General features: G+C 41.6%; 26 protein-coding genes. 16 read left to right on the forward strand and 10 right to left on the reverse strand.

Features of this window, described 5'->3' with window-relative positions; genetic code table 11:
- The 3 genes from ACO1R6_RS10850 to ACO1R6_RS10860 all read left to right on the forward strand — a co-directional run.
- A partial coding sequence (locus tag ACO1R6_RS10850) for a PAS domain-containing protein (RefSeq protein WP_486264660.1) occupies positions 1 to 1803 on the forward strand: 1803 nt, incomplete at its 5' end.
- A 56-nt stretch (positions 1804 to 1859) separates the two neighbouring features.
- Entirely contained in the window at positions 1860 to 2585 is a 726-nt protein-coding gene (locus ACO1R6_RS10855; RefSeq protein ID WP_486264662.1) for a sensor histidine kinase, read from the forward strand.
- A 158-nt stretch (positions 2586 to 2743) separates the two neighbouring features.
- The gene (locus ACO1R6_RS10860; RefSeq protein WP_486264664.1) at positions 2744 to 3139 is read left to right on the forward strand and encodes a response regulator; all 396 of its coding nucleotides are present in this window, start codon (positions 2744 to 2746) and stop codon (positions 3137 to 3139) included.
- Positions 3140 to 3590: 451 nt separating this feature from the next.
- Here ACO1R6_RS10860 and ACO1R6_RS10865 read toward each other — a convergent pair whose 3' ends face one another.
- Both ACO1R6_RS10865 and ACO1R6_RS10870 read right to left on the reverse strand, forming a co-directional pair.
- The gene (locus tag ACO1R6_RS10865; protein WP_486264665.1) at positions 3591 to 4508 is read right to left on the reverse strand and encodes a helix-turn-helix domain-containing protein; all 918 of its coding nucleotides are present in this window, start codon (positions 4506 to 4508) and stop codon (positions 3591 to 3593) included.
- Positions 4509 to 4578: 70 nt separating this feature from the next.
- Positions 4579 to 5352: an SDR family NAD(P)-dependent oxidoreductase gene (locus ACO1R6_RS10870; RefSeq protein ID WP_486264667.1), complete on the reverse strand. Its 774-nt coding sequence runs from the start codon at positions 5350 to 5352 to the stop codon at positions 4579 to 4581.
- A 303-nt stretch (positions 5353 to 5655) separates the two neighbouring features.
- On the opposite strand from ACO1R6_RS10870, the gene ACO1R6_RS10875 reads away from it, so the two are divergent.
- The 6 genes from ACO1R6_RS10875 (at position 5656) to ACO1R6_RS10900 (ending at position 11047) form a co-directional block, all read left to right on the forward strand.
- Positions 5656 to 6612, forward strand: a complete 957-nt coding sequence (locus ACO1R6_RS10875) for a helix-turn-helix domain-containing protein (protein ID WP_486264668.1) — start codon at positions 5656 to 5658, stop codon at positions 6610 to 6612.
- A 94-nt stretch (positions 6613 to 6706) separates the two neighbouring features.
- Entirely contained in the window at positions 6707 to 7471 is a 765-nt protein-coding gene (locus tag ACO1R6_RS10880; RefSeq protein ID WP_486264669.1) for an SDR family NAD(P)-dependent oxidoreductase, read from the forward strand.
- Between the two features lie 232 nt (positions 7472 to 7703).
- The gene (locus tag ACO1R6_RS10885; protein ID WP_486264670.1) at positions 7704 to 8897 is read left to right on the forward strand and encodes a GmrSD restriction endonuclease domain-containing protein; all 1194 of its coding nucleotides are present in this window, start codon (positions 7704 to 7706) and stop codon (positions 8895 to 8897) included.
- The gene (locus ACO1R6_RS10890) at positions 8897 to 9451 is read left to right on the forward strand and encodes a HEPN domain-containing protein (protein ID WP_486264672.1); all 555 of its coding nucleotides are present in this window, start codon (positions 8897 to 8899) and stop codon (positions 9449 to 9451) included. Before ACO1R6_RS10885 ends, ACO1R6_RS10890 begins: the two co-directional genes overlap by 1 nt.
- 213 nt (positions 9452 to 9664) lie before the next feature.
- Positions 9665 to 10231 carry a Crp/Fnr family transcriptional regulator gene (locus tag ACO1R6_RS10895; RefSeq protein ID WP_486264673.1) on the forward strand — a complete coding sequence of 189 codons (567 nt, stop codon included), beginning with the start codon at positions 9665 to 9667 and terminating at the stop codon, positions 10229 to 10231.
- 78 nt (positions 10232 to 10309) lie between these two features.
- Positions 10310 to 11047 (forward strand): SDR family oxidoreductase, encoded by a 738-nt coding sequence (locus ACO1R6_RS10900; protein ID WP_486264674.1) that lies wholly within the window; start codon positions 10310 to 10312, stop codon positions 11045 to 11047.
- A gap of 129 nt (positions 11048 to 11176) precedes the next feature.
- Here ACO1R6_RS10900 and ACO1R6_RS10905 read toward each other — a convergent pair whose 3' ends face one another.
- The 8 genes from ACO1R6_RS10905 to ACO1R6_RS10940 all read right to left on the reverse strand — a co-directional run bounded on the left by ACO1R6_RS10905 (position 11177) and on the right by ACO1R6_RS10940 (position 17948).
- Positions 11177 to 12235: an NAD(P)-dependent alcohol dehydrogenase gene (locus ACO1R6_RS10905; protein ID WP_486264676.1), complete on the reverse strand. Its 1059-nt coding sequence runs from the start codon at positions 12233 to 12235 to the stop codon at positions 11177 to 11179.
- 367 nt (positions 12236 to 12602) lie between these two features.
- On the reverse strand, positions 12603 to 12998 hold the full coding sequence (locus tag ACO1R6_RS10910; protein WP_486264677.1) for a (R)-mandelonitrile lyase: 396 nt from the start codon (positions 12996 to 12998) through the stop codon (positions 12603 to 12605).
- A 40-nt stretch (positions 12999 to 13038) separates the two neighbouring features.
- Positions 13039 to 14028 (reverse strand): aldo/keto reductase, encoded by a 990-nt coding sequence (locus tag ACO1R6_RS10915; protein WP_486264679.1) that lies wholly within the window; start codon positions 14026 to 14028, stop codon positions 13039 to 13041.
- A gap of 104 nt (positions 14029 to 14132) precedes the next feature.
- The gene (locus tag ACO1R6_RS10920; RefSeq protein WP_486264680.1) at positions 14133 to 14879 is read right to left on the reverse strand and encodes an SDR family oxidoreductase; all 747 of its coding nucleotides are present in this window, start codon (positions 14877 to 14879) and stop codon (positions 14133 to 14135) included.
- 18 nt (positions 14880 to 14897) lie between these two features.
- The gene (locus ACO1R6_RS10925; protein ID WP_486264681.1) at positions 14898 to 16079 is read right to left on the reverse strand and encodes an NAD(P)-dependent alcohol dehydrogenase; all 1182 of its coding nucleotides are present in this window, start codon (positions 16077 to 16079) and stop codon (positions 14898 to 14900) included.
- Positions 16080 to 16188: 109 nt separating this feature from the next.
- On the reverse strand, positions 16189 to 16674 hold the full coding sequence (locus tag ACO1R6_RS10930; protein ID WP_486264683.1) for a cyclophilin-like fold protein: 486 nt from the start codon (positions 16672 to 16674) through the stop codon (positions 16189 to 16191).
- 27 nt (positions 16675 to 16701) lie between these two features.
- Positions 16702 to 17187 (reverse strand): cupin domain-containing protein, encoded by a 486-nt coding sequence (locus ACO1R6_RS10935; RefSeq protein WP_486264685.1) that lies wholly within the window; start codon positions 17185 to 17187, stop codon positions 16702 to 16704.
- Positions 17188 to 17378: 191 nt separating this feature from the next.
- Complete coding sequence (locus ACO1R6_RS10940) at positions 17379 to 17948, reverse strand: sugar O-acetyltransferase (RefSeq protein WP_486264687.1); 570 nt, start codon at positions 17946 to 17948, stop codon at positions 17379 to 17381.
- A gap of 109 nt (positions 17949 to 18057) precedes the next feature.
- Between ACO1R6_RS10940 and ACO1R6_RS10945 the strand changes: the two genes are divergently transcribed.
- The 7 genes from ACO1R6_RS10945 to ACO1R6_RS10975 all read left to right on the forward strand — a co-directional run bounded on the left by ACO1R6_RS10945 (position 18058) and on the right by ACO1R6_RS10975 (position 25433).
- Positions 18058 to 18897 (forward strand): AraC family transcriptional regulator, encoded by an 840-nt coding sequence (locus ACO1R6_RS10945; protein WP_486264689.1) that lies wholly within the window; start codon positions 18058 to 18060, stop codon positions 18895 to 18897.
- A gap of 349 nt (positions 18898 to 19246) precedes the next feature.
- Positions 19247 to 20143, forward strand: coding sequence for a helix-turn-helix domain-containing protein (locus tag ACO1R6_RS10950; protein ID WP_486264690.1), 897 nt, complete (start codon positions 19247 to 19249; stop codon positions 20141 to 20143).
- A 99-nt stretch (positions 20144 to 20242) separates the two neighbouring features.
- Entirely contained in the window at positions 20243 to 21085 is an 843-nt protein-coding gene (locus ACO1R6_RS10955; protein WP_486264692.1) for an SDR family oxidoreductase, read from the forward strand.
- 415 nt (positions 21086 to 21500) lie between these two features.
- Complete coding sequence (locus tag ACO1R6_RS10960; protein ID WP_486264694.1) at positions 21501 to 22361, forward strand: AraC family transcriptional regulator; 861 nt, start codon at positions 21501 to 21503, stop codon at positions 22359 to 22361.
- Between the two features lie 63 nt (positions 22362 to 22424).
- Entirely contained in the window at positions 22425 to 23444 is a 1020-nt protein-coding gene (locus ACO1R6_RS10965; protein ID WP_486264696.1) for an aldo/keto reductase, read from the forward strand.
- A 156-nt stretch (positions 23445 to 23600) separates the two neighbouring features.
- Positions 23601 to 24494 carry an NmrA family NAD(P)-binding protein gene (locus ACO1R6_RS10970; RefSeq protein WP_486264698.1) on the forward strand — a complete coding sequence of 298 codons (894 nt, stop codon included), beginning with the start codon at positions 23601 to 23603 and terminating at the stop codon, positions 24492 to 24494.
- 18 nt (positions 24495 to 24512) lie between these two features.
- The gene (locus tag ACO1R6_RS10975) at positions 24513 to 25433 is read left to right on the forward strand and encodes a helix-turn-helix domain-containing protein (RefSeq protein WP_486264700.1); all 921 of its coding nucleotides are present in this window, start codon (positions 24513 to 24515) and stop codon (positions 25431 to 25433) included.
- Positions 25434 to 25456: the final 23 nt, after the last annotated feature.

Here is a 25456-nt window from a genome sequence, read left to right on the forward strand (position 1 = left end):
AAGCTGAAAGATACGCGTGACAAACTTTTAATTGCCCAGAGTATTGCCCACCTTGGTTATTGGGATTACAATATTAAAGATAAGGAAATTTTTTGGACAGATGAGGTATATAAAATATTTGAATGGGATAAGAACACTTTTCCGCTCACTGGGGATGCGATTAAGGCCGCTATACATCCGGAAGATGAAGAGATGGTTAAAAATAAATATACCACTTCTTTTGTCGACAAAGCAGACCTGGATGTGGAGCACCGGATTATTACACCCAACGGCACACTAAAGTGGGTACACGTAAGGGGCTCTGTCGTAAAAGACGATAAGCAAAAACCATTATTTTTTAGAGGAACTTTTCAGGATATAACCGAAAGGAAAGTAGCTTCAGAGCAATTACTCGTAAGCGAAGCCCGCCACCGAGGTATTGTTCAATCCCAGACTAATTATTTATTCAGAACTAATTTACAAGGCGAGTACACTTATTGTAACGACAAGTATACCCAAGATTTTAGTTGGTTATACCCGGATAACATAATTCTTGGTAAGAAACCGCTGAGTTCCACGAAAGAGTACCACCACCAACGCATAATAGACATAAGTAAAAAGTGTTTAGATAACCCGAACCGCGTATTTCAGGTGGAAATAGATAAGCCCCTAAAAAATGGTGGCGTAAGAAATACTATTTGGGATTTTATCTGCTTAACAAACGCCCAGGGCATTCCATCTGAAATTCAGTGTGTAGGGGTAGATATTACCGAGCAAATACAGGCGAGCAAAAAAATAGAAAGAAGCGAAAAGCAATATCGCCAGATTGTAGAAACGGCGCAGGAAGGAATATGGTTATTAGACGAAAATGGCTTAACTACCTTTGTGAACCGAAAGATGGTTGATATCTTCGAATATTCAGAAGAGGAAATGCTGGGGAAAGAAATTTTTTCTTTTATAGATGAAGAAGGCTGGCAAAAGGCAGCTACAGGGCTGAAAAATTTAAAAGCGGGAAAGCCCGATTATACAGATGCTAAATTCGTTTCTAAAAGCGGCAGCATAATATGGGCCAAAATCTCGGCTAATCCTATTTTTGATGAAGAGGGCATTTTTAAAGGCTCTTTAGCTATGGTTTCGGATATATCGGAGCAAAAGAAATTAGCCGAACTTTTAAAAGAAGCTACGCAACTGGCTCGGATTGGTAGTTACGAGGCAGATTTAACCGCAGATTTCCATTACTGGTCGCCGGTGATGCGGGAAATATACGAGGTAGATGAAGCGTTTATTCCCAGTTTAGATATAAAGCTAGCCTTTCTCCAGGAAGGTGCTTACCGGGAAATGATGACTTTGGCTCTCCAAGAAGCAGTTCTAAATAATATGCCCTACGATATAGAACTAGAGATTATAACCGCTAAAGGAAATAAAAAATGGGTGCGGGATATTGGTAAAGCCGAATTTAAAGCAGGTAAATGTATCCGGATATTCGGAAGTTTGCAAGATATAGATAAAACTAAAAAAGCCGAGTTAGCGGTTTTAAAAGCTTTTGAAGAAAAGGCCAATATTCTGGAAAGTATTGGAGATGCTTTTTATGCCTTAGATTCTAACTGGATTGTAACTTATTGGAACAAAGAGGCCGAAAGATTGCTAAACTGTCCCAGGTCTAAAATTATAAATAAAAGCCTGTGGGACATATTTCCCGCTGCCGTAGATTCCCCCCTTACTTTCTTTACCACAAAGTCCTGGCTGATAATACAGTTCAAAATTTCGAAATCTATTCTGAATCTAACCATAAATGGCTGGAGTTTAATATTTATCCCTCTGTAAATGGCTTATCTGTTTATTTTAAAGATGTAACGGAACGTAAATTATCGAATATTAAATTGCTCCAGCTAAACGAAAGCCTTCAAAACTATACCAAAGAATTGGTTTCGGCTAACAAAGAACTGGAACAATTCTCCTACATTGTTTCGCATAACCTACGGGCCCCGGTAGCAACTATTACAGGCCTGGCCAATATACTGAACCAGGATGACAGCCCGCCTGAGCTTAAGAAAAAATGCTTAGAAGGTTTGCACTTGAATGCGCAACGGCTTGATAATGTAATTAAGGACCTTAACAGCATCCTTCAGGTAAAAAAAGACATCGCTGAAAAGAAAGAAGTTGTAAATCTGGCCCAATTGGTTTTTAATATTGAAGCAAGTATCGAGGGCCTGATACAAAAAGAAGGCGTACAAATTAACACCGACTTTAAAGCCGCTCCTGAATTTTTTACCCTTAAAAGTTATCTGCATAGCATATTTTATAATCTAATTTCCAACAGCATTAAATATCGACGTCCCGATTTGCCACTTAACATCCAAATTAAAAGTGAGATAGTGGAAGATGAACTAATAATCAGCTTTAAAGACAATGGATTAGGTATAGATTTAGCTAAAAAAAAGGACCAGGTATTTGGCCTGTACAAACGCTTTCATTTGCATATTGAAGGAAAAGGAATGGGATTATTTATGGTGAAAACCCAAGTGCAAACCCTGGGAGGAGAGATTTCAATTTCCAGTGAAATAAATAACGGAACTGAATTTAAGATTAAGTTTAAAAATAATTAACTGCTATTTAGTTGATGTAAGTTTAGCTGTTTTAAGATACCGGTATTAAATTGGATAAATAGAAAATTTCTCTAATTTAATACCTGCATCTTAAAACAGCATTCGATTTTATTGATTTTTAAAGTTGAGATATTTGTGAAGTAGTTAAAATTTGAAGTATGAAGACCTATTTTATAGATGATGATGACATGAGTATTTTCTTGACCAGACACAGTTTAATACAAGCAGGTTTTCCAGGGTTTGTTTCATCATTTTTGTCGGCTGAAGAAGCTTTAAGTGCTATTTTAGAGGAAATGCCAACCACTATACCCTGGGTTATATTTTTGGACTTGAACATGCCGGGTATGAGCGGTTGGGAATTTTTAGATGAACTTGCGCCTTACAAACAGCAATTATTAGGTCGGTGCCACATTTATATACTTACTTCCTCATTGGATATTTCTGATACAGCTAAGTCCCAAGAGTATGAATTAGTTAGAGGTTTAATCCATAAAGTAATTAAACAGGAGGATATACAAACAATACTTTATCAATTGGAATATAAAAGTACCTAAGTGATTATCCACCCTATCAAAAACCTGTTTTTATGTTGAATTCTGGAATTAATATGAGAGACTTTACATAAATAACGTTATGAGCTAAAACGGTAAACTCCTGAATTAGCGACGCTTATTCGCATAAAATTGTAGGTTTGGCATCTCATCAAAAGCTTTAATCAAAATTATTCTTAATAGATTATTAAAGAAGCTTCAACTTAAAACTGCAAAATAAAAAGATTACCATGTTAATTGATTAGTTTGTTTGAAACGCAATTCCTCTATAGTAATAGCATTCAGTTCTTTCGATGATATTTTGTCGATAATAATTAATCCGTTAGCAAATTTTCCTATGTCTTAGAGCATGAGCATCCCTCCTATTTAAATTTACGCTTTATCTATTTATACCATAGTTCATAAGTTTAATGAGGTCTTAAAGTACTTCTGCTAAAACATAGTCTATTTAGCTCTAATTAAAAGCTGATTTAAATTGCACCGGCGATAGCTGGGTTTTTATTTTAAATAACCTGCTGAAAGATTGCGGATGCTCAAAGCCTAACTGATAAGCCACTTCGCTGATGGTCAGGTTGGTGGTGGAGAGTAATTCTTTCGATTTTTCAATAAGCCTTTGATGGATATGCTGTTGCGCGTTTAAGCCGGTGAGCGACCGCAGCATATCGCTTAAATAATTAGGTGTGTAATTTAATCTATCTGCCAAATATTGCACAGTAGGCACGCCCTGGCTCAATGGCTGGTCTTCCTCAAAATAAATATTCAGCAGCTCTTCTAGTTGTTGCAGCAAATCGCTGGTAACCGCCTGCCGGGTTAAAAACTGGCGCTTGTAAAAGCGCTTGGCATAACTCAACAATAATTCGAGTTGGGAGATAATTACCTCCTGGCTAAAGTCATCAATCCGGCTGTTTAATTCTTGCTGAATAATGTTATAGATTGCCAGCATGGTGGCTCTTTCGGGCTCCGAGAGGTGCAGTGCCTCGTTGCTCCCATAAGAAAAGAATCCGAAACTTTTAATTTTTTTAGCCAACGGATACCCTTGCAAAAAATCAGGATGGAGAATCAGCGAATAACCTGCACTATCCTTATATTTATCTGTGCTGCCTATAAGCTGGTTAGGGGCTGTAAATAAAAGGCTGCCTTCGTCAAAATCATAATAGCCCTGTCCGTATCGGAACTTGCCACCCAGTTTAGTAATAAAAGATATTTTATAAAAATGTGAGACGTAACTGACCGGCAGTCGGCTCATGTCAATTTGCTCTCGGGTACCATCCAGCAAAGTAATTAAGGGATGAACCGGCCCCGGCAAACCCAGCAACCGGTGTATTTCCGGTATAGATTCTAAATTGGGAACTTTTGGCATGTCACTTTTCATGTTGAAAGATAATAAGGATGACCGGCAACTGGTCAGCTGCCGGTCATAAATTAAAATTAGAATTAAGCTATTACCAAGGAAGAGGGCCATCCGGACCGGTAAAAGACGACGTCGGGCCGTCGGTTTCCAGGGCTACCCGGATCGGTTCGCGCGAACCTACCTCAACCGAATCGGTGCCCTGGAAATTATTCAGCGCGGTGGCCGTAAAACCAGGACTGGTTGCGTTGACCTTGATGTTTTCTTTTTCGAGCTCGATGGCAAAAGCCATAGTAACTGCATTAAGGGCCGTTTTAGAGGCCGCATACACCACGCCAAAATGCTCCCTGGCCCAACAAGCCGGGTCTGAAACCCAGGTGAGGGAACCCAAGCCACTGGAAACATTAACAATACGCGCGGCCGATGATTTCCGCAGCAAAGGCAACATGGCTTGCGTAATGGCTATAACCCCAAATACGTTGGTTTCCCAAACGGTCCGGACCTCATCCAGGGAGGCAGTCGTAGCCCGGCCGGCGGCGGTTGCATCTTCTAAAGTGCGTCCGGGTTTGCCCGCGTGGGCAATAGCGGCATTGTTTACGAGCAAGTCTAAATGGCCTTGTTCTTTTTTAATGTGCGCTACTGCGGCATCTATGGTGGGTTGCTGGGTAACATCCAGTTGTATGGCCTGTGCATTGGCCCCAATTTCCATTGCGGCCTTTTCGCCGTTGTTCAGATTACGCGACCCAACATATACGGTATAGCCTTTTTCGGCTAGTGCTTTGGCAATCTGATAACCTACCCCTTGGTTTGCGCCGGTTACCAGGGCAACCGGCGGATTGTTTGTTGATGACTTGATTTGATTTTCCATAAGTTTAAAGATTCGTAAATCAGTAAAGCAAAGGTCGTCTGTTAAGGCGTTACCAATTGTAACCAAATCAAGGACATTAATAACCAAAACAAAAAAGACTCTTACGGTTTTTAAGCCAGCATTAAATTTTTGACTTAGAAATTTTTACTAAATATTCACTTAGAAAATCTTGAGATTTTAGATAATCCATCCAAATAAGTCCTTCCGAAATATTCTAATTGGCAAATTACTTTGTATTCAAAAAATAAAAAGCTTCTATAAGGTGTTAGTATAAATATTAATACCTATTAAAATTGCTTATATTTGAATATCGCAACTAACTGTAGTATGACTGGCGTAGCTTCTTTGCAGGATTTTTACCGCGAAATGGGTTTTGTAAACGAAACGCAACTCGAAACCATTTTGCCGGGCCGCATTAATAAAGAAATCGGGCATTTTAATGTATTTAGTATTGCGAGTATGCGGCAGAAGGTAAAAGAAACGAAAGTAATGCCCTACAACCGGCGTACGTATTATAAAATAAGCTTAATAAACGGGCACAACCGCGCCGAGTACGCCGATAAAATAATCCAGATTAAGCAGCACGGCTTGTTATTTGCCTCGCCCAAGGTGCCGTACAATTATATACCCCAAGACGAGCAGCAATCCGGGTATTTCTGCATTTTTACAAGTGAATTTTTAAATGCTTCGCTTACCGGCATTTTATTAGACGAACTCCCGATTTTTAAAGCCGGTGGCTACCCCGTTTTCCAATTAGAAGCGAACCAGGTAAAAGAACTGGAAACTATTTACGAAAAAATGTTCCGGGAAATAGCTTCTGATTACGTGTATAAATACGATTTACTGCGCAATTACGTGCTGGAGCTGATTCATTTCGGGCAGAAACTGCAACCCGATATTGCCACGCATACTGCCCAAAATGCCACTACGCGCGTAGCCGGTTTATTTGTAGAGTTGCTGGAGAGGCAATTTCCCGTAACCTCCCCTGGTCAGCGCCTGGAACTGCGCACCGCTAAAGATTACGCCGACAGATTAGCCATCCACGTAAACCACCTGAACAAAGTATTAAAAGAAAATACCGGCAAAACCACCACCGATTTTATTAGTGGCCGCCTGGCGCAGGAAGCCAAAATATTGCTGAAGCAAACCGACTGGAACGTATCGGAGATTGCTTACGCCCTGGGTTTTGAAGAAGTGGCGCATTTTTCTAATTTCTTTAAAAAACAGGCCGGTTTGTCGCCGGTAAATTTCCGGGCTTAATACCAAATATTTGATTTTTGCAAATATAAGATTGAACGGCGTAACCACCTGCCTAACCTCCTGCCGTAATTTTGTAGTATAAATATTTAAGACGATGACTACAAAAAGTAAAATAGCCCTGGTAACCGGCGGGAGCCGCGGACTGGGCAAAGACATGGCCCTGCGCCTGGCCCAAAAAGGCATTAATGTAGTGCTTACCTACCACAGCAACCAACAGGAAGCCGAAAAAGTAGTAGCCGAAATAAAAGACTTGGGGCAACAAGCCGCTGCTTTCCAATTAAACGTGGCCGACACCAAATCTTTCCCTAATTTCTTTAGCCAGGTAACTGCGTATTTAACCGAACAAACCGGCAGCCCCAATTTCGATTTCCTGATTAACAACGGCGGCACCGCCCTGTACGCAGCCTTTGCCGATACCACCGAAGAGCAGTTTGATGAGATGATTAATATTCATTACAAAGGCGTGTTTTTCTTAACCCAAAAAGCGTTGCCGTTTATAAATGAGGGTGGCCGCATTATTAATATTTCTTCCGGTTTGGCGCGCTTTTCTAACCCGGGTTCTTCGGCGTACGGTGCTACCAAAAGTGCCGTGGAAGGACTTACCCGCTACCTGGCCCGAGAATTAGGTTCGCGCGGCATTGGTGCCAACGTAGTAGCGCCCGGCCCCATTGCCACCGATTTTGGCGGCGGCCGCGTCCGCGACAATAAAGATATAAACGACCACCTTTCCAGCCTGACTGCCTTGGGCCGTGTTGGTTTGCCCGAAGATATTGGCGGCGTAGTCGCCTTTTTATGCACCGAAGACGCCCGCTGGATTAACGGTCAACGGATTGAAGTGGCGGGTGGGATAAATTTGTAAAGGCTGGTTTTACGAATTTAAGCAGATATTATTTAGAAGGATTGTTAGGTTTACACTTGGCAGTCCTTTTTTGTTTTTTTACTGGCACTGATTTATTTCAACCTATTTTCGAAATAATAATATAATAATAAAATAGATATACATAATAGTGTCTATTTCTTATTTTAGCGGTATAGGCGCTAAAGTTGCTTTTATAAATCAGTTATCTATAAGCATATCATAATTAAAAAAATTGAAATATAACGAAAATATGGAGCAAGAAATAAAAGATATGATAGAACAGACTTGGTATCAAGATGACAGCGAGGATGATATAGGTTATTCATTTAGAGAATACGACGTCACTTCTACACCAAATGACTTTAATACCAAAACAATAATGGACTTTATTGAGTCTGGCCTGTTTAAAATTCCCGGATTCCAAAGAAATTATGTTTGGGACATCAAAAGAGCTTCTAAACTTATTGAGTCAATAATAATTGGATTGCCTATTCCTCAAGTTTTTCTTTACGAAGAGGGTAGAAATAGTTATTTGGTGATTGATGGTCAGCAAAGATTACTGACCTTATATTTTTTTATTAAAATGAGATTTCCCAAAAAGGAAAAAAGATTCGAGCTAAGACAAATATTTGATGAAAATGGGAAGTTTCCAGATGAAATACTACATAGTGATGAGTTTTTTGACGACTTCAAATTGAAACTTAACGAGGGAGGACAGACCGAAAAAAATAAGATACACGGTTTGAACTACGCAACTTTAGGCGAATTCAAAAGCAGTTTTGATATGCGCACAGTTAGGAATATAATGATAAAACAAAATTTTCCTACTGATGACGATTCTGCTATGTTTGAAATTTTCAACAGATTAAATTCTGGAGGAGTAGTTCTCAAACCTCAAGAAATAAGGACAAGTTTATATCACTCTAAGTTTTATAATAATCTATACAAGATTAACATGTATAGAAACTGGAGAGTTCTATTAGACCAAATTCAGCCTGATATACATATGAAGGATGTAGAAATTCTCTTAAGAGGGTTTGCTATGTTATTAGATTCTGATAGTTACAAGCCTTCTATGACAAGATTCCTAAACCAGTTTTCAAAAAAATCAAAGACGTTTAATCCAAATTCACTACCCTATTTCCAACAACTATTTGAAACATTTTGCAACTATATTGTTTCTATCAATCCTAAAGCATTTATTTCGAGTTCAGGTAAATTTAGCATTACAGTTTTCGAGTCGATTTTTGTTGCTTTATGTCAAGATGCCGCAAAAAATAGTAATCTAAACATAAAGAAAACCACAATAGAAAAAATAGACAATTTAAAAAATAACATTGACTTTATTAAATCGACACAATATAATACTGCTGGAAAAGCAAATGTCGAAGAGAGACTAAGATTAGCAAAACAAATTTTAAGTTAATGGCAGAGGGTATTCAAACGATAATTGACCAGCAATACGAGAGTGGTAATTCGCTAGTTGATTACTTGAGAAGTCAACAACAGCTTACCTTTTACAATGAGGCTGAAAACAGCTTTAGAAAAACAATATTGCTTTCCTCAGCTAGTTTTTTTGAGAAGGAAATATCTGATACAGTTATTGAGTTTGCAAAATCACATACTGGCAATAATGACTTGGTAATCTCTATTATCAAGCAAAAGGCAGTTAGTCGACAATATCATACATATTTCAGTTGGGAATCAGCAAATGCGAACACCTTTTTTGGCTTGTTTGGCGACGACTTCAAAGCTCGAATGTCCCAAAAAGTCAAACAGGATGAAAATCTTGATAAAGCGATTAAATCATTTCTAGAGATTGGGCGTGAAAGAAACAAAATGGTTCATCAAAATTTTGCTGAAGTTGTAATAGACAAAACAGCAGATGAAATTTACAAATTGTACCAAAACTCATTGTATTTTATAGAAACCATAAAAAATGAATTAATTAAGCAAGTAGAACAAGAAGAAACTGATTAAAGAATGTCAGTTAGTAATAAAATGCTAGGTTGATGTATTACCCTTGTGCGTAGAGTTAGCGCAGCACTCTTAGTACTTTCTGAAAAGCCAACCGCTGTTTGGCGTACTAAATAATTCCTAAACTACCATAAAAATCAACCTTTCAGCTAAACCCAAAAACACTTTTTACCAAATGGTAAATAACCCTTCCGGCCATTTGCTAACTTTGGGCCCGTGAAAGATTTAATAGCCTATATTTTAGAGTTTGGTAGCCTGAACCCGCAACAAATAGCCCTCATCGAGAAAAAGGTAACCGAAATATACCTGCAAAAAGACCAATATTTTTCGGAAGCTGGTAAAATTCCGAACCAGGTGGGTTTTGTGGTAGAAGGCGTAATGCGCGGTTGTTATTACAACAACCAGGGCGAAGAAATTACCAGGTGCTTTATTTCAGAAAACAGCCTGGTAGTAGATTATGTTAATTTTGAGGCCAATACGGCTTCTTCGGAATATATACAGGCCAGTACCAACTGTACGTTAATGGTGTTTTCGAGACCCGATTGGGACGAACTTTCCCATACCATCGTGGGTTGGGACGCGATTAAAAACAAGATGGTGCAGAAATGCCTGTATCTGAAATCGCGGAAAGGCCCGGTTATTTCGCAGGATGCCACCACGCGTTATTTAGAATTTATGGCCAATTACCCTACCCTTTCTAACCGGGTGCCTTTAACTTACATTGCGTCTTACTTAGGCGTTACCCAACAATCGTTAAGCCGCATCCGGAAAAATATTCGCTAAATTGCTTTTTACCAAATGGTAAATCAAATTATTTTTTAACCAGTCAATTTTGCTGCTGTAATTTAAAATATTAAAAAAATGAAAGCAGCATTAATTACCGGCGCCAACAAAGGCATTGGCTTAGAAACCGCCAAACAACTCGCGCAACAAGGAATATTTGTTTATGTAGGAAGCCGCGAATTAGAAAAAGGAAAGGCGATTGTAAAAAATTTAACCAACAGCGGTTTAACTAATATGCAGGCAATTGCCCTGGATGTTACCCAACCCGAAACCCTGCTGGCGGCCAGCCAATTTATCGAAGCAGAAAGAGGCCATTTAGATATTTTGATAAACAATGCGGGTATTAGCGGCGAGCTCCCGCAAAGTGCCCTGGAAAGCAGTTTGGAAAATTTTAAAGAAGTAATGGCGGTTAATTTTTACGGCGTAATAAGCGCTACGCAAGCCTTTATGCCTTTATTGCAAAAATCAGGGGCACCCCGCATTGTAAACGTAAGTACCAGCGTGGGCTCGCTCTCGCTGCAAAGCAACCCTAACTGGCCGGCTTATGCGTACGCCAAATATGCCGTTTACGCTTCGTCTAAAGCCGCCCTGAATATGTATACCGTGCAATTGGCTTATGAGCTACGCGATACAGCCTTCAAAGTAAATGCCGTTTGCCCCGGTTACACCAAAACCGACTTTACCAACCACCAGGGCGGCGACGTGGCAGAAGCCGGCAAGCGCATTGTAAAATATGCCATAATCGACGAAAGCGGCCCCACCGGCAAGTTTTTCAGCGAAGAAACCAATCCGGAAACCGGCGAAATTCCGTGGTAATAAACCGCCTGCTAAGTAAAAACCCTAATAATATAAAATAACTATGGCGCAGACATCATGCCGCGCCATCGTTATTTTTTTTATTTAGTTTAAAATATGCTTAAACTATCATCTCCAAAACAAGCAATATTACTTTTTCAAAGAAGCCATATCAATCACAAACCGATATTTCACGTCGCCTTTCAGCAAGCGTTCGTACGCATCATTAATATACTGGATGTCTATCATTTCAATATCGGCCGGAATATTTTTCTCGGCACAGAAGTCCAGCATTTCCTGGGTTTCGGCAATACCGCCAATCATGGAACCGGCAAAGCTTTTACGTCCCGGAATCAGGCTGAAAGCGGCTACCGGCAGCGGCTGTTCCGGTGCCCCCACCAAGGCCAGCGAACCATCTACCCGCAGCAAACTTAAATAAGCATTAATATCGTGCTCCGCCGAAACGCAATCCAGGATAAAGTGCAGTTTGCCGCGATAAGCCGCCATTTGCGCCGGGTCTTTTGATAAAACTACTTCATCGGCGCCTAAGCGTTTGGCTTCTTCAAATTTAGATTCGGAGGTGGTAAAGGCTACAACCTGGGCACCCATGGCTTTGGCCAGTTTCAGGCCCATGTGGCCCAGTCCGCCAATTCCCACAATACCTACTTTCTGGCCGGGTCCTACTTTCCAGTGGCGTAACGGCGAATACGTAGTAATGCCGGCGCACAACAAAGGTGCAGCTGCCGCAGGGTCCAGGTTATCAGGTATGCGCAAGACAAAGTTTTCGTGTACCACAATGCTTTCGGAATAGCCGCCAAAAGTCGGGTTACCGGGCAGGTTCTTGTCCGGTGCATTATAGGTACCGGTCATGCCGTTTTCGCAATATTGTTCTAAATCCTCGGTACAATACTGGCACTCCTGACAAGAATCGACCATACAACCCACGCCCACCATATCGCCTACTTTAAATTTACTTACGTGGCCACCTACACTTACCACCTTGCCCACTATTTCGTGGCCGGGTACGCACGGGTACATAGACGGCCCCCATTCGCTGCGGGCCGTATGTAAATCGGAGTGACAAACGCCGCAGAACAAAATTTCTATTTCCACATCATGCGGCGTTGGTTTCCGGCGGTTAATATTTATTTGGTTTAAAGGTGCTTCAGCGGCCTCCGTGCCGAATGCTTTTATCTCTTTTAGTTCCATTTATTACAGTTTTATATAGTCGGATTATATTTTAAAAAGGATGATTATGGCTTACGGGTGTTAACCTTTTACCTCCTGAACTTGTTTAGATTTTTCATCAAAATTACTTCCAGCCACCATTGGTGGTGTAATTACCGCCAATCTCTTTGTATCCGCCTGATTGCTTGCCGGTGAAAACACAGGGCAAGGGCAGAGTTCTAACAGGTTTCATAACTCCAAACTGGGCCTTAGATATTTTAATTATCCGGGCAGGTTAATAGCAAATATTTTAAACTGTCATTTTTAATCCTTCTGCTAAATTAAGCCACCAGAATAACTAGAATTTCCCTTCCAGTTACCAAACCTTACTGTTATTATATACCCAAAATTACTTACGATATTCTGCCTCAGAAACCTGCTCCAGCCAGTCTACAACTTTCCCATTTAAGTTTTCCTGGATAGCAATATGCGTCATGCCGGTAGTTGCGGTAGCACCGTGCCAATGCTTTTCGTTCGGTTCAAACCAAACTACATCGCCGGGATGAACTTCTTCTACGGGGCCACCCTCTTTTTGTACCCAACCACAACCGGCAGTAATAATTAATGTTTGACCTAAGGGATGGGTATGCCAGGCGGTTCTGGCACCCGGCTCAAATGTAACGCTGGCGGCGGCTCCCCTCCTGGCTTCGTTGGCACTAAATAGCGGGTCAATTCTTACGGCTCCGGTAAACCAATCTTGGGGGCCTTTGGCCGATGGCTGCATTCCAATTCTTGTAATTTCCATTTTTTTAAATTGTTAATTAATTTCCTCTTTTTACCAATATTTAACGCCCCGTCATATTTTCGCCCGCTTCTGTGTACCGGTTTCCCTGGATATGAATATGTGCAGCAGCTTCATTAATCTGGCGTAAGTCATTATCCGTAAGTTCCACATTCACGGCTCCCAGGTTTTCTTCCAGGCGGTGGCGTTTGGTGGTACCCGGAATAGGAACAATCCAGGGTTTTTGGGCTAAAAGCCAAGCTAAAGCTATCTGGGCGGGGGTGGCGTTTTTCTGGGTGGCTATGGTATGCAGCAGTTCTACCATGGCCTGATTGGCTTTTCGGTTTTCTTCCTGAAAGCGGGGCAGGGTGTTTCGGAAATCACCTTTATCAAATTGGGTGTTTTTATCAATTTTTCCGGTCAGAAAACCTTTACCCAAAGGGCTAAAAGGAACAAAGCCAATGCCCAGTTCTTCGAGGGTGGGAATAATTTCTTCTTCGGGTTTTCGGTGCCACAAAGAGTATTCGCTTTGCAGGGCTGCTACTGGTTGCACCAGATGCGCCCGTCGGATGGTTTCGGCACCGGCTTCGGAAAGTCCAAAGTGCTTTACTTTCCCCTCCTGAATTAAATCTTTTACCGCCCCGGCCACCTCTTCAATGGGCACATCTAAGTCTACCCGGTGTTGGTAGAACAAATCAATAACATCGGTCTTTAACCGCTTTAAACTCGCCTCTGCAACCCGTTTGATGTTTTCCGGGCGACTGTCTAACTCCGACCACTTCCCATCAGCCGCCGCTTTCCAGCCGAACTTAGTCGCAATAGCTACTTGTCCTTTAAACGGTTTCAGGGCTTCCCCAACCAGTTCTTCATTGGTGAAAGGTCCATATACTTCCGCGGTATCAAAGAAGGTAACGCCTTTTTCAACCGATTGGCGGATTAGGTTAATCATTTCGTCTCTATCCGGAAGGGGCGTATAACCAAAGCTCATGCCCATGCACCCTAAACCGAGAGCAGAAACTTCCAACCCGCTATTGCCTAATTTTCTTTTTTGCATCGTTGTATTTTTTTTAATAAATTAAATAGCAACTTTTAGTCTACTTACCCGCCTCCTTATTGTTGCGCCACAACAGTCTATGACCGCTACAAGCACAATTTATTTTAAAGTTCCTGGGATGTAGGACGGAAGATTATTTCGTTGATGTCTACATCTTCCGGCTGGCTGATGGCAAAAGCGACCACCCGGGCAAGCGAGTCCGGGTTAAGGCCTACCGCACCTACATAATCCTGGTTGGCCTGCCGAACACCTGCGTCTGTAATATGCTCCAGCAACTCTGTTTTAACTGCACCGGGACAAACAATTGTTGTCCGAATATTGTAGGGCTTCACTTCCATACGTAAGCCTTCTGTTAAGGCACGAACGGCAAATTTTGTAGCAGAGTAAACCGCAGAGCCACTAAATACTTTATGACCAGCTACAGAAGCCGTGTTGATAATTTGTCCAGACTTCTGCTCTTTCATGTAAGGGAGAGCGGCAGCGATACCATTAAGCACTCCTTTCAGATTAACGTCTATCATTTTATCCCATTCATCGACATGGAGGCTCTCCACCAGTGATAGGGGCATGATACCCGCATTATTGAGTAAGACGTCTACCCGCCCAAATTGCTCAACAGTTGCATCCATCAGGCTCATTACCTGTTCCCGTTGCGTTACATCTACAGCAAAGGCAAGGGCTTTTCCACCATTGTCCTGGAGCTCCTGAGCCAGCTTTTCAATTCTGTCCGCTCTTCTGGCGCCTAGTACAACCGTTGCACCCAGCGCCGACAAGTGCTTGGCTGCCGCTTCGCCCAGGCCACTGCTTGCGCCTGTAATTACTACTACTTTACCTTCGATATTATTTTCCAAAATTGAATATTTTTAATTTTAAATGGTTGCCACATCAATAACATACCGGTAACGGGCTTCTTTATTCACCACCTTTTCCCAGGCATCATTTATCTCTGTGGCTTTAATCATTTGGATTTGCGGATAGATTTTTTGTTTAGCACAGTAGTCCATCACCTCCTGGGTTTCCGGAATACCGCCAATGAGCGAACCGTTAAAATTTACCCGGTTAAAAATCATGTTGAAGTTATTGATGGCGAGTGCCCCGTTAACAGGCTGCCCAACTTGGGTGAAATACCCATAAGGCTTTACACAATCAATATAGCCTGACATTTCGTAAGCGTATGGTACCGTTGAAATCATGTAATCCAACTTACCTTTCCAGGGTTTTAGTTTATCTGCTGCATCCACCACAATAACTTCTTTAGCACCAAACCCTTTTATATCGTTAACCTTGGCCGGAGAAGTGGTAAAAGCATACACCTCCGCACCTTTTGAAACGGCTATTTTAATGGCCATGTGTCCTAAACCGCCAATGCCTACCACACCTACTTTGTCATTCTTTTTTACATCGTATTGCATCATCGGTGAATAAGTGGTGATGCCCGCGCAAAGCAATGGCGCGGCATATTGCAGGTCAATATCCTTCGGAATTTTGATGGCAAAGTGTTCGGTTACGACGATGTTATTAGAATATCCTCCCTGGGTGATACCCGTAGGCGATGATGGTTCAGGTGTACCATAAGTTCCAACCATTCCGGTGGTTTCGCAGTGGTGTTCCTGCCCCTTTTTACAACTATCGCATTGCATACAACTGTTCACCATGCAACCTACTCCGGCTTTATCGCCCACTTTAAATTTGGTCACGTTTTTACCCACGGCCGCAACGATGCCGGCTATTTCGTGTCCGGGTACTTGCGGATAAGTTTGTTTGCCCCAATGTCCTTTAATGGTATGAATATCGGAATGGCAAATACCCGAATATTTAATATTAATTAACACATCGTTGTCGCCAACGGCCCGGCGTTCAAAGTTCCAAGAAGTTAATTTTCCATGTTCGTCTTTGCCGGCGTAGCCTTTCGATTTAATATTTTTACCCAGCACAAATGGCTGCCTGGATAAAGAAAAAACCTGTAATGGATTAGCAAGCATTAATCCTGCACCTGCCATTGCCGTTTTCTGCATAAATTTCCTTCTGGATGATTGATTATGGTCTTGCATAGTTATGATTTATTTTTATTTCTATTTCTAATGTTGTATTTCCTATGATTGCTTTTGGAAACCAGGCTTCTGTAAAATAGCTTAGTTCTTCTGGTTACACCGTTAAAATTTATTCCAGTTCAAACGTAACGGCTACATTCCCAGCGTTTAATGCCGTTTGCAAGGCAGATGCATTATCGATGCGCCCCAGTTTGGTGTAGCTGTAGGAGGTAGAAAATGATTTGTAAAAAAGTACCAAGGTTTTATTGCCGTAAAGCATCAAATCGCCGGTTTGAATGGCTCCCGTGTTGGCGGCGTTGGTTGGCAAAATATTAGCAAAATCAAAAAATTTCTCGTTGCTATTTAGGTCGCGCATATTCAGAGTTAAAGGCAACAAAGCTTTAAAAGCGGCAGCCGAGGTATTATTGAAAAGCGTGCCGATAAAGGTGCTGGTGCCAATTTTTATTTTCATTTTACTTCCGGTTGGGTTGGTGCTATTATTTCCGTTAATAGTCTCGGGTTGGGAGGTGTTGGGCGCAGACGTTTCTTTTTTACAAGAGGCAAAACTGGCCGACATGAATAAAAGCGAGAAAATAATTAAGAGTGAATATTTCATAGTAGTTAGGCTTTAATTACCAGCACTTTAATTAACCTTGGTATATTCTTCATCCGAAACCGGGTGCAGCCATTGCACAATTCCTTTTTCGGTATTGGGTAAAATATAAAGTTGCTGCATGCCGCTTTTTGGGCTGGCGCCGTGCCAGTGCATTACATTGGGCGGACACTTGATTACATCACCTTTTTTGATGGTTTGGCGGGGTTGCCCTTTTATCTGGTGATAACCTTCGCCATCGGTAATAACCAGTATTTGCCCGGCCGGATGAATGTGCCAGTTGCTCCGGGCACCCGGCTCAAAATAGACATTGCCCATCAGGGTGTTGTAGATGCTGTCATTGGCTACTAAACCAAAATTCCAGGCCTTGCCGGTAAAGTTCTGGACCGGTCCTAATTCACCTTTCGGGAAAATGGCGTTGGAGTCCGGAATGGCAGCCTTCCTTTTTACCTGGGCATGCGCATTTAAATGCAGCAAAATTGAAAAAGTGAATAGAACAATTAGAGGATATTTCATCAGGGTATATTTTAGAAATGATTAATAATTTTACCTACCAAACCACAGGAGCCTTCACCGGTTCTGTGGCTTTACCGGTTTTATATGCTCTTGGAAATAGGTTGATAGTTTATTAAATGGAATGATATTGGTTCAGTTGTATAAATCAGCTCAGCTAATTAATCCGAAATAACTAGCTGATTAACCAGTTATTAAGCTATTGTTTTAATAAATTTGGCGGGTATTCCACCAACTACAGTATTAGCGGGTACATCTTTGGACACCACCGCCCCGGCGGCCACTACCGAATTTTCGCCGATGGTAACACTTGGTAAAATGGTGGTGTTTGCGCCAATCCAGGCATTTTTCTTTATATGAATCTTACCTGCCGTCAGGGTTTGTCTCTCGTTAACTGATACCGGATGGCCTTCGGACAACAAGCTTACTTTGGGAGCCAGCATCACATTATCTTCAATCTCGATGCCCCCCAAATCCAAAAAGGTACAATCAAAATTGATAAATACATTTTTGCCTATTTTGGTATTCTTGCCATAATTAATTTGCAAGGGCGGAATAAGGGTAGTACTGACATCAACTTCCGTTGCAATTATCCCGCTCAGTAACTTCCTGATTTCCATGGTATCCGGTTCATTATTTAATTGTATAAGCAACTTCCTGGTCTCATTACAGGCCTCTATAATTTTAAAATATTCTGAATCGGTAAATGGAACAGGCTCGCCATTTAACAGCCTTTTAAAAATTTCTGAGTCTTTCGATTTCATGTTCCTTTAACGTTGCAGATGACAAATTTATCCTTAAAAATTACGTTATTTGTTACACTAATCACGCAGATAATGTCAAATATTACTTATGGTTGGTAAAATCAGGATTATGGAATTAGAAAAAGCAACAGACGATAGGATTGTTTTATTTGAAGCTCGGGGAAATATGCCCTTGTCTGATGGGTTCCTGCACCAGTATCATACCCATATTTATTGCCAGGCTGGAAATTTAAGCTTTATTTTTAATGACAGAACCTATACCTGTAACCCTGGCGAATTTGTATTTTGGTTTGCCGATAGCAAGCTGGCGGAACTAACTGTTTCGAAAAAGTTTAAAGCCATTATTTTATTGGTAGAGAAAGATTTCCTGTTTGCTAATATTCCCGACCAGAGCTGGAGTATTGATGTGGTTTTGCACTCCAAAGAAAACCCCATCTTGCATCTGAATGAAGAAATTGACAAGCAAAGAGTGCTTTCCAATTTCAGGCTCCTGCACGAGAAATTTTTGAAAACCAAACACCGTTTTTATGCGGAAGTGTTGAAACTGCAGATGCAGTTATTTATTTTGGAAATGTGGCACACCTTTGCCAATGAATATGAGCACCGGAAACGAACGTTAGAAAGTGGGTCGTTGTATGACCGGTTTATGTATTTGGTGCAACAACATTGTATGCAGGAACGGGAGGTGCAATTTTATGCTAACCGTTTAAATATTACGTCCAAGTATTTAAATTTTGTGTGTAAACAAAATTCTGGTATAACCGCCTCCGAATGGATACAACGTTATGCCCGGGAAAGAATAATTGTACTCTTGCAAAATAAGAACTTAAATATTTCGGAGATTGCCGACGAAATGAATTTCTCCAGCCGGTCTTTTTTTACCAGATATGTGCGGAAGGTTCTGGGTATTTCACCTAGAGAATATCGGCAGCGCGTTGCAGATTTATAAATGAAATCAGAACTTCTCAATATTTCCCAAATCCTTAATCGCTTTAGCTATTATTAATAGGTAGGTTAAATAAACTCGAAATCCCTTTTCACAAAAGCGAGCAAATGAAAAATAAGAAATGCCAGCCCAAGGTCTATAAAGGAACAGATTTTGTCAATAAAGGGGTTTAGCGATTTAAATAATCCTGCAGAAACTGGTAAAGTAGTGCACAAACAGGATGGTACTTGCATTCAGTTCCGATTATTTATCTCAACCGACCACTGCAAACTTACCTAAACTTTAAGCACACGCAATTAATCTTTCCTCTAACCCTATTTTTACGTATGTTTGATTTTTGTAACTTTGCGCTATGAACAAGACGGAAACCATCGAAGATTTTTATCAGATAAAACTGAACTGGATGCCCGATAACTTAGGCAAGGAGATGGGCCACTTTAATATTTTTAAACTGGAGGACTTTATCTGCAAATATGCGCAAACCATCCCCTACAGCCGGAAAGATTTCTTTAAAATCAGCCTGATAATTGGTAAAAACCGGGTGCACTACGCCGACAAAACCATTGATATTGAAAAACAGGCCTTGTTTTTTGCGAATCCGCAAATACCCTATAACTGGGAATATTTAACGGAAGAACAGTCGGGTTACTTTTGCATTTTCACCGAAACTTTCTTTAGCCAATTTGGCAATATTAAAGAATACCCGGTTTTTAAGCCGGGCGGTCATCCTGTCTTTTTCTTAACCGATGACGAATTAGAAAAGGTAAAAGCAATATATTTAAAAATACTAACCGAAATAGAATCGGATTATATATACAAGTACGATGCCATCCGGACGCTGGTGTTTGAACTGGTGCATCTGGCGCAGAAAATGCAACCGCTAACCGGCTTATACACCAATCAGAACGCGTCTACGCGTATTGCGGGCTTGTTTATGGAGTTGCTGGAGCGGCAATTTCCGATTGAGTCGCCGGGCCAACGGATGAAACTGCGGGCCCCGATTGATTTTGCGAACCAGTTGGCAGTACACGTGAACCATTTAAACCGGGCCATAAAAGAAACGATGGGTAAAACCACTTCCCAGATTGTAGGCGAGCGCATCACCCAGGAAGCTAAAGCTTTATTAAAACACAGCAACTGGAATATTTCGGAAATCGGGTATTGTTTAGGCTTTGAAGAACCGCCGCATTTTATAAATTTTTTTAAGAAACATACCCAACTAACACCTAAATCTTTTAGAGCGGTGTAGATGTTTGATTTTTGCAATTATTGGTTTGCTCTGCGCATCTGCCAACGGGGTTGTCTTGCCTAATTTTGCTGCATCTAAAAACGATAAAAGATTCAGAAAATGGACAACAACAAAAAAGTTTGGCTGGTAACCGGCGCTTCTAAAGGATTAGGGTTAACGCTGGTAAAAAAATTATTAACCCAAGGCTACCAGGTAGCCGCCACTTCCCGCAACGCCGAAGAATTAACGCAGGCCGTAAACGTTGTATCAGAAAGCTTCTTAGCCTTAGCTGTAGATTTGGTAAACGAGCAAAGTGTGGCCGCTGCCGTAACCCAAACCATAAATAAATTTGGCCGGCTAGATGTAGTGGTAAACAACGCCGGCTACGGCCAGTTAGGCACCTTAGAAGAATTAAGCGACGCCGAATCGCGGCAAAATTTTGATGTTAATGTATTTGGCGCGTTAAACGTAATCCGGCAGGTAATGCCGCAAATGCGGGCGCAGCAAGCGGGTGCTATATTTAACATTGCCTCTATTGGCGGGTTTATTGGTAATTTTCCGGGCTGGGGCATTTACTGTGCTACTAAATTTGCCGTAGCAGGTTTTACCGAAAGCCTGTCCGCCGAAGCAAAGGAATTTGGCATAACGGCTACCGTGGTTTATCCCGGTTATTTTCGCACCAATTTTTTGTCGAAAGGTTCGCTTAACTTGCCGCAGCAACCTATCGCGGCTTATACCTCGGCCCGACAAGTAGAAGCCTTGCATGAAAACCAAATACAAGGCAACCAACCCGGCGACCCGGAAAAAGCCGCCCACGTATTAATGGCTGTAGCGGCCAACCCCAACCCACCGGTACATTTGTTTTTAGGCCAGGATGCCTACGATATGGCGCAAACTAAAATAAATATTATTCAGCAGGATTTAGCCGCTTTTGAAGCTTTAGGTACTTCTACGGCTTTTTAGTTTTAGTTTTAATAGAAGGTCCGTTTGGCTGAGGAACAAGCCTGAATAAATGTCATTTCGAAAAACTTTTTAGAGAAATATTTAGGTTTAAAATTAGCGGCTGTAGAAATCCTTAAAAACTATCTTTTCCCCCGCCATTCCGGTAGAATTATATCCGCATAGTTATCGGGTCAATGACTTAGGAGTGGCGGGGATTAGTAAGAGTATTCTTTTACAATTTTATCGAAAAATCTGGCAGATAAACATTTCTCCACTTTTTTAATCCAGTTAAGTAAATAAGTAGCACAAAAGCGATAGCTGGTAAAAGGGTTTGCGAAGACTCATTTAAGCGCGAAAGTTACTGCGGTATTTTTAAAGGCATAACTCCGAACATGTAAGTCATTAACCACTAGTAATATTTACCTACTTTTGCTTTATGGAGAACATGGACTCTTTCCTGAATCATTATAAGCAGAACGATAAATTACCCATCCGCATCGTTTCACCGGATTTTGGCCATTTATCGCCCGAAGCTGCAGCTAACTTTGGGAATGTCCATCGCACGCCGTATTATTTTTTTCTTTTTATGCTGGATGGCTGTACCCGCCATAGCGTAGACCTGCAGCAATTTGAAGTTAATAACCAGGAGCTACTTTTTATATTGCCGCACCAGGTACACGAGCTGCCTAATGCCCAACACGGTACTGACTACTTTAAAATAGGTTTTGATGAAAGCTGCCTTTCCCGGTTACCTAAACAATATCCGTTCCTGGTAAATCCTTTAAACAATCAAAAAATAAGTTTTGCCCCGGCAGCGGCCCGACGCCTGAAAGCTATTTTTGAAATATTGCTCCAGCTTTTAAGCATTAGCGAAACGGAGCCGGAATTGATTCTGGCTCATCTGAACAGCTTGCTCACCGAAATAAACACCGCCTATTTTGCTACACAACCAAACCCGACCAACGGAAAACTTTCTAAATATATCAACTTCAAGGTTTTTGTAGAAAATAACCTGACTAATCATCCGACCATCAGCAATATAGCCGAAGAATTAGCTATTAATACCAGTGGTTTATATCAAATTGTGAAGCACTACTCCGGACTTTCTCCCAAAGAATTTATTACGAACCGTTTAATATTAGAAGCCAGGCGCCGGTTGTATTATGCCGAAAGCTCGTCCATTAAAGAACTGGCTTTTGAACTTGGTTTTAACGACCCGGAATATTTTTCCCGGCTATTTAAAAAAGTTACTGGTAAAACCATAGCCGAATTCTTTCAGGATTTGTCCGGGAACTAATATGTTTTGTCCGGCTTCTTCCGCCAGGTTCTGTTCATCTTTGTGCATCAAAAATATATAACGATGAACAAAGCAATAGAACCAAATCAAAAAAAGACCAGAATATTAGGAACAAACGGGCCAGCAGTATCGGCCGTTGGCTTAGGCTGCATGGGTATGTCGGGCGCTTACGGGCAATCCGACGAAAAAGAAGCCATTGCTACCATTGAGCGGGCGCTGGAAATGGGCCATAACTTTTTAGATACCGCCGATTATTATCTTGCCGGGCATAATGAAGAACTGATTGGGCAGGCCATTAAGGGTAAACGGAATAAAGCTTTTCTTTCGGTTAAAACCGGCCAACTATTGGCTCCCGGTCCTAACAGGGCAATGGGGCCGGGTTCTGTAAATGCCCGTCCGGATTATTTGCAAAACGCGGTTTTTTACAGTTTGCGCCGGCTAAAAACAGATTTTATTGATTTATATACGCCAGGCAGAATAGACCCGAACGTACCAGTGGAAGAAACCATGGGTGCCCTGGCCGATCTGGTACAAAAAGGCATAATCCGGTACATTGGTTTATCCGAAGCATCTGCCGATTCCATCCGGAAAGCAGCTGCTGTTCATCCGGTAACCGCATTGCAAATAGAATACTCGCTCTGGAGCCGGGATATTGAACAGGAAGTTCTTCCTACTATTCGGGAATTAGGCATTGGTTTGGTGGCTTACGCACCTTTAAGCCGGGGCTTTTTAAGCGGAGAATTTAAAAAGCCAGAAGATATTAAAGATAGTCGGGCCCACATGCCTCGCTACCAGGGCGAAAATTTTTATAAAAATTTGGAATTGGTAGAAAAAATTAAGTCACTGGCTATCGAAAAAGGCTGCACTCCTGCCCAATTAGCCATTGCCTGGGTTTTGGCGCAGGGAGAGGATATTATTACGATTCCGGGTTCTAAGCGCATCAAGCATCTTAATGAAAATATTGCCGCGGAAAACGTGCAGCTAACTGCTAAAGACTTACAAACTATTGACGCCGTTATGCCCGCCGGCATTGTATCGGGAACCCGTTATCCGGAAAGGTTCTTGAACGCTTTAAATAAATAAAATAACAATTCTAAATGAATTATTTATTAGATACAATTGGAGCGTATTTTTAACCTGTTTCTTTGATTATAAACGGCTACAACAACCATAGATTCGGCTACAAGAAGAAATACAGAAGTTCGGAATTTTGCTTCTGTAAACCAAAAGCAAAAACGTATGAAAATTGTTGTAACCGGCTCTTTGGGCCACATTAGCCAACCCTTAACCCAGAATTTAGTACAAAAAGGCCATGCTGTTACAGTTATCAGCAGCAGCCCGGACAAGCACAACGCTATTGCGGAACTGGGCGCAACCGCCGCCATTGGCTCGCTGGAAGATGTACATTTTTTAACCGCTACTTTTACTGGTGCCGATGCCGTATATACCATGGTGCCACCTAATAATTACTTCGATCCAAGCCTGGATATATTAGCTTATTACCGCCAGCTTGGCCAAAACTATGCGCAAGCTATTCAAACATCGGGCGTGAAACGGGTGGTAAACTTAAGCAGCATTGGTGCGCATTTAGAAGCAGGTAATGGCATTTTGCGGGGCGCCCACGATGTAGAGCAAATCCTGAACGCATTGCCTCCGGTTATTAGCATTACCCATTTACGCCCGGCTTCTTTTTATTACAACCTTTATGGCTACGCCGATATGATAAAACAGCAGGGTTTTATTGCCGCCAATTATGGAGGAGCAAATAAGATACCCTGGGTTTCGACGAAAGATATTGCAGAAGTAGCAGCAGAAGAGCTGTTAACACCTTCCGGAGGTCCTAAAGTTCGCTACATAGCCAGCGAAGAATTAACCGGCACCGAAACGGTAACTATTTTGGGGGCTGCTATTGGTAAACCGGATTTAGAATGGATTTTAATTAAAGACGAAGAAGTAGAAAATGGTTTAAAAGCAGCCGGCATGAACCCCGAAATTGCAGCCGGTTTGGTTCAAATGTATAACGGATTGGAAACCGGTATATTGGCCGAAGATTATTTTTACAACCGTCCGGCTGTTATGGGTAAAGTAAAAATGAAAGATTTTGCCCGGGAATTTGCGGCTGCTTTTAATTAAAATTAAGTAATTTGAAATATGGCGACCACGCATCCGCACCGGTTTAAAACCATCAGCGAATACCACCAGCACATGGGGCTCCCTAAACCGGAACATCCGTTAATTAGTGTTATTAATTTTGAATCGGTGCCCCAAACCCACGGGCACGGGCCGCAGAACTATGTGCTGGACTTTTATTCGATTGCCCTGAAACGGAACTTTAATATTAAATTTAAATACGGGCAGCAGCAATACGATTTTGACGAAGGTATTCTGTTTTTTATTGCGCCTGGTCAGGTTTACGGCGTGGAAGCCAGTCCGGAAAACGAAGTAAAACGGTCGGGATGGATGTTGCTCCTCCACCCCGACTTTTTATGGAATACGCCGTTGGCCACCACCATCCGGCATTACGATTATTTTGATTATGCTGTGCACGAAGCTTTATTCTTATCGCCGAAAGAAGAAGGAACCATGACCAACCTCCTGCAAAATATTCAGCAGGAATATTTAGGTAATTCCGATAAATTTAGTCAGCCGGTTATTATTGCCCAGGTTGAACTCTTGCTTACTTACGCCGAACGGTTTTACCACCGCCAGTTTATTACCCGCAAAATTACCAATCACCAGTTATTAAACCGGCTGGAAGATATTCTAACCGATTATTTTAACAGCGAAGCGTTACCCGAAAAAGGCTTACCTACCGTGCAATTTATTGCCGAGGCTTTACACGTATCGCCAAATTATTTAAGCAGCTTACTAAAAACCTTAACCGGCCAAAGCACCCAACAGCACATCCACGAAAAACTTATTCAAAAGGCCAAAGAACAATTGTCTACTACCACCTTATCGGTAAGTGAAATTGCCTTTGCTTTGGGCTTCGAGCATTCGCAGTCGTTCAGCAAATTATTCCGGAGCAAAACCAATTTGTCGCCGCTGGAATTCCGGCAATCGTATAACTAATCGTTTTTTATGTATTTTCCTGT

The organism is Adhaeribacter sp., from assembly GCF_057359045.1.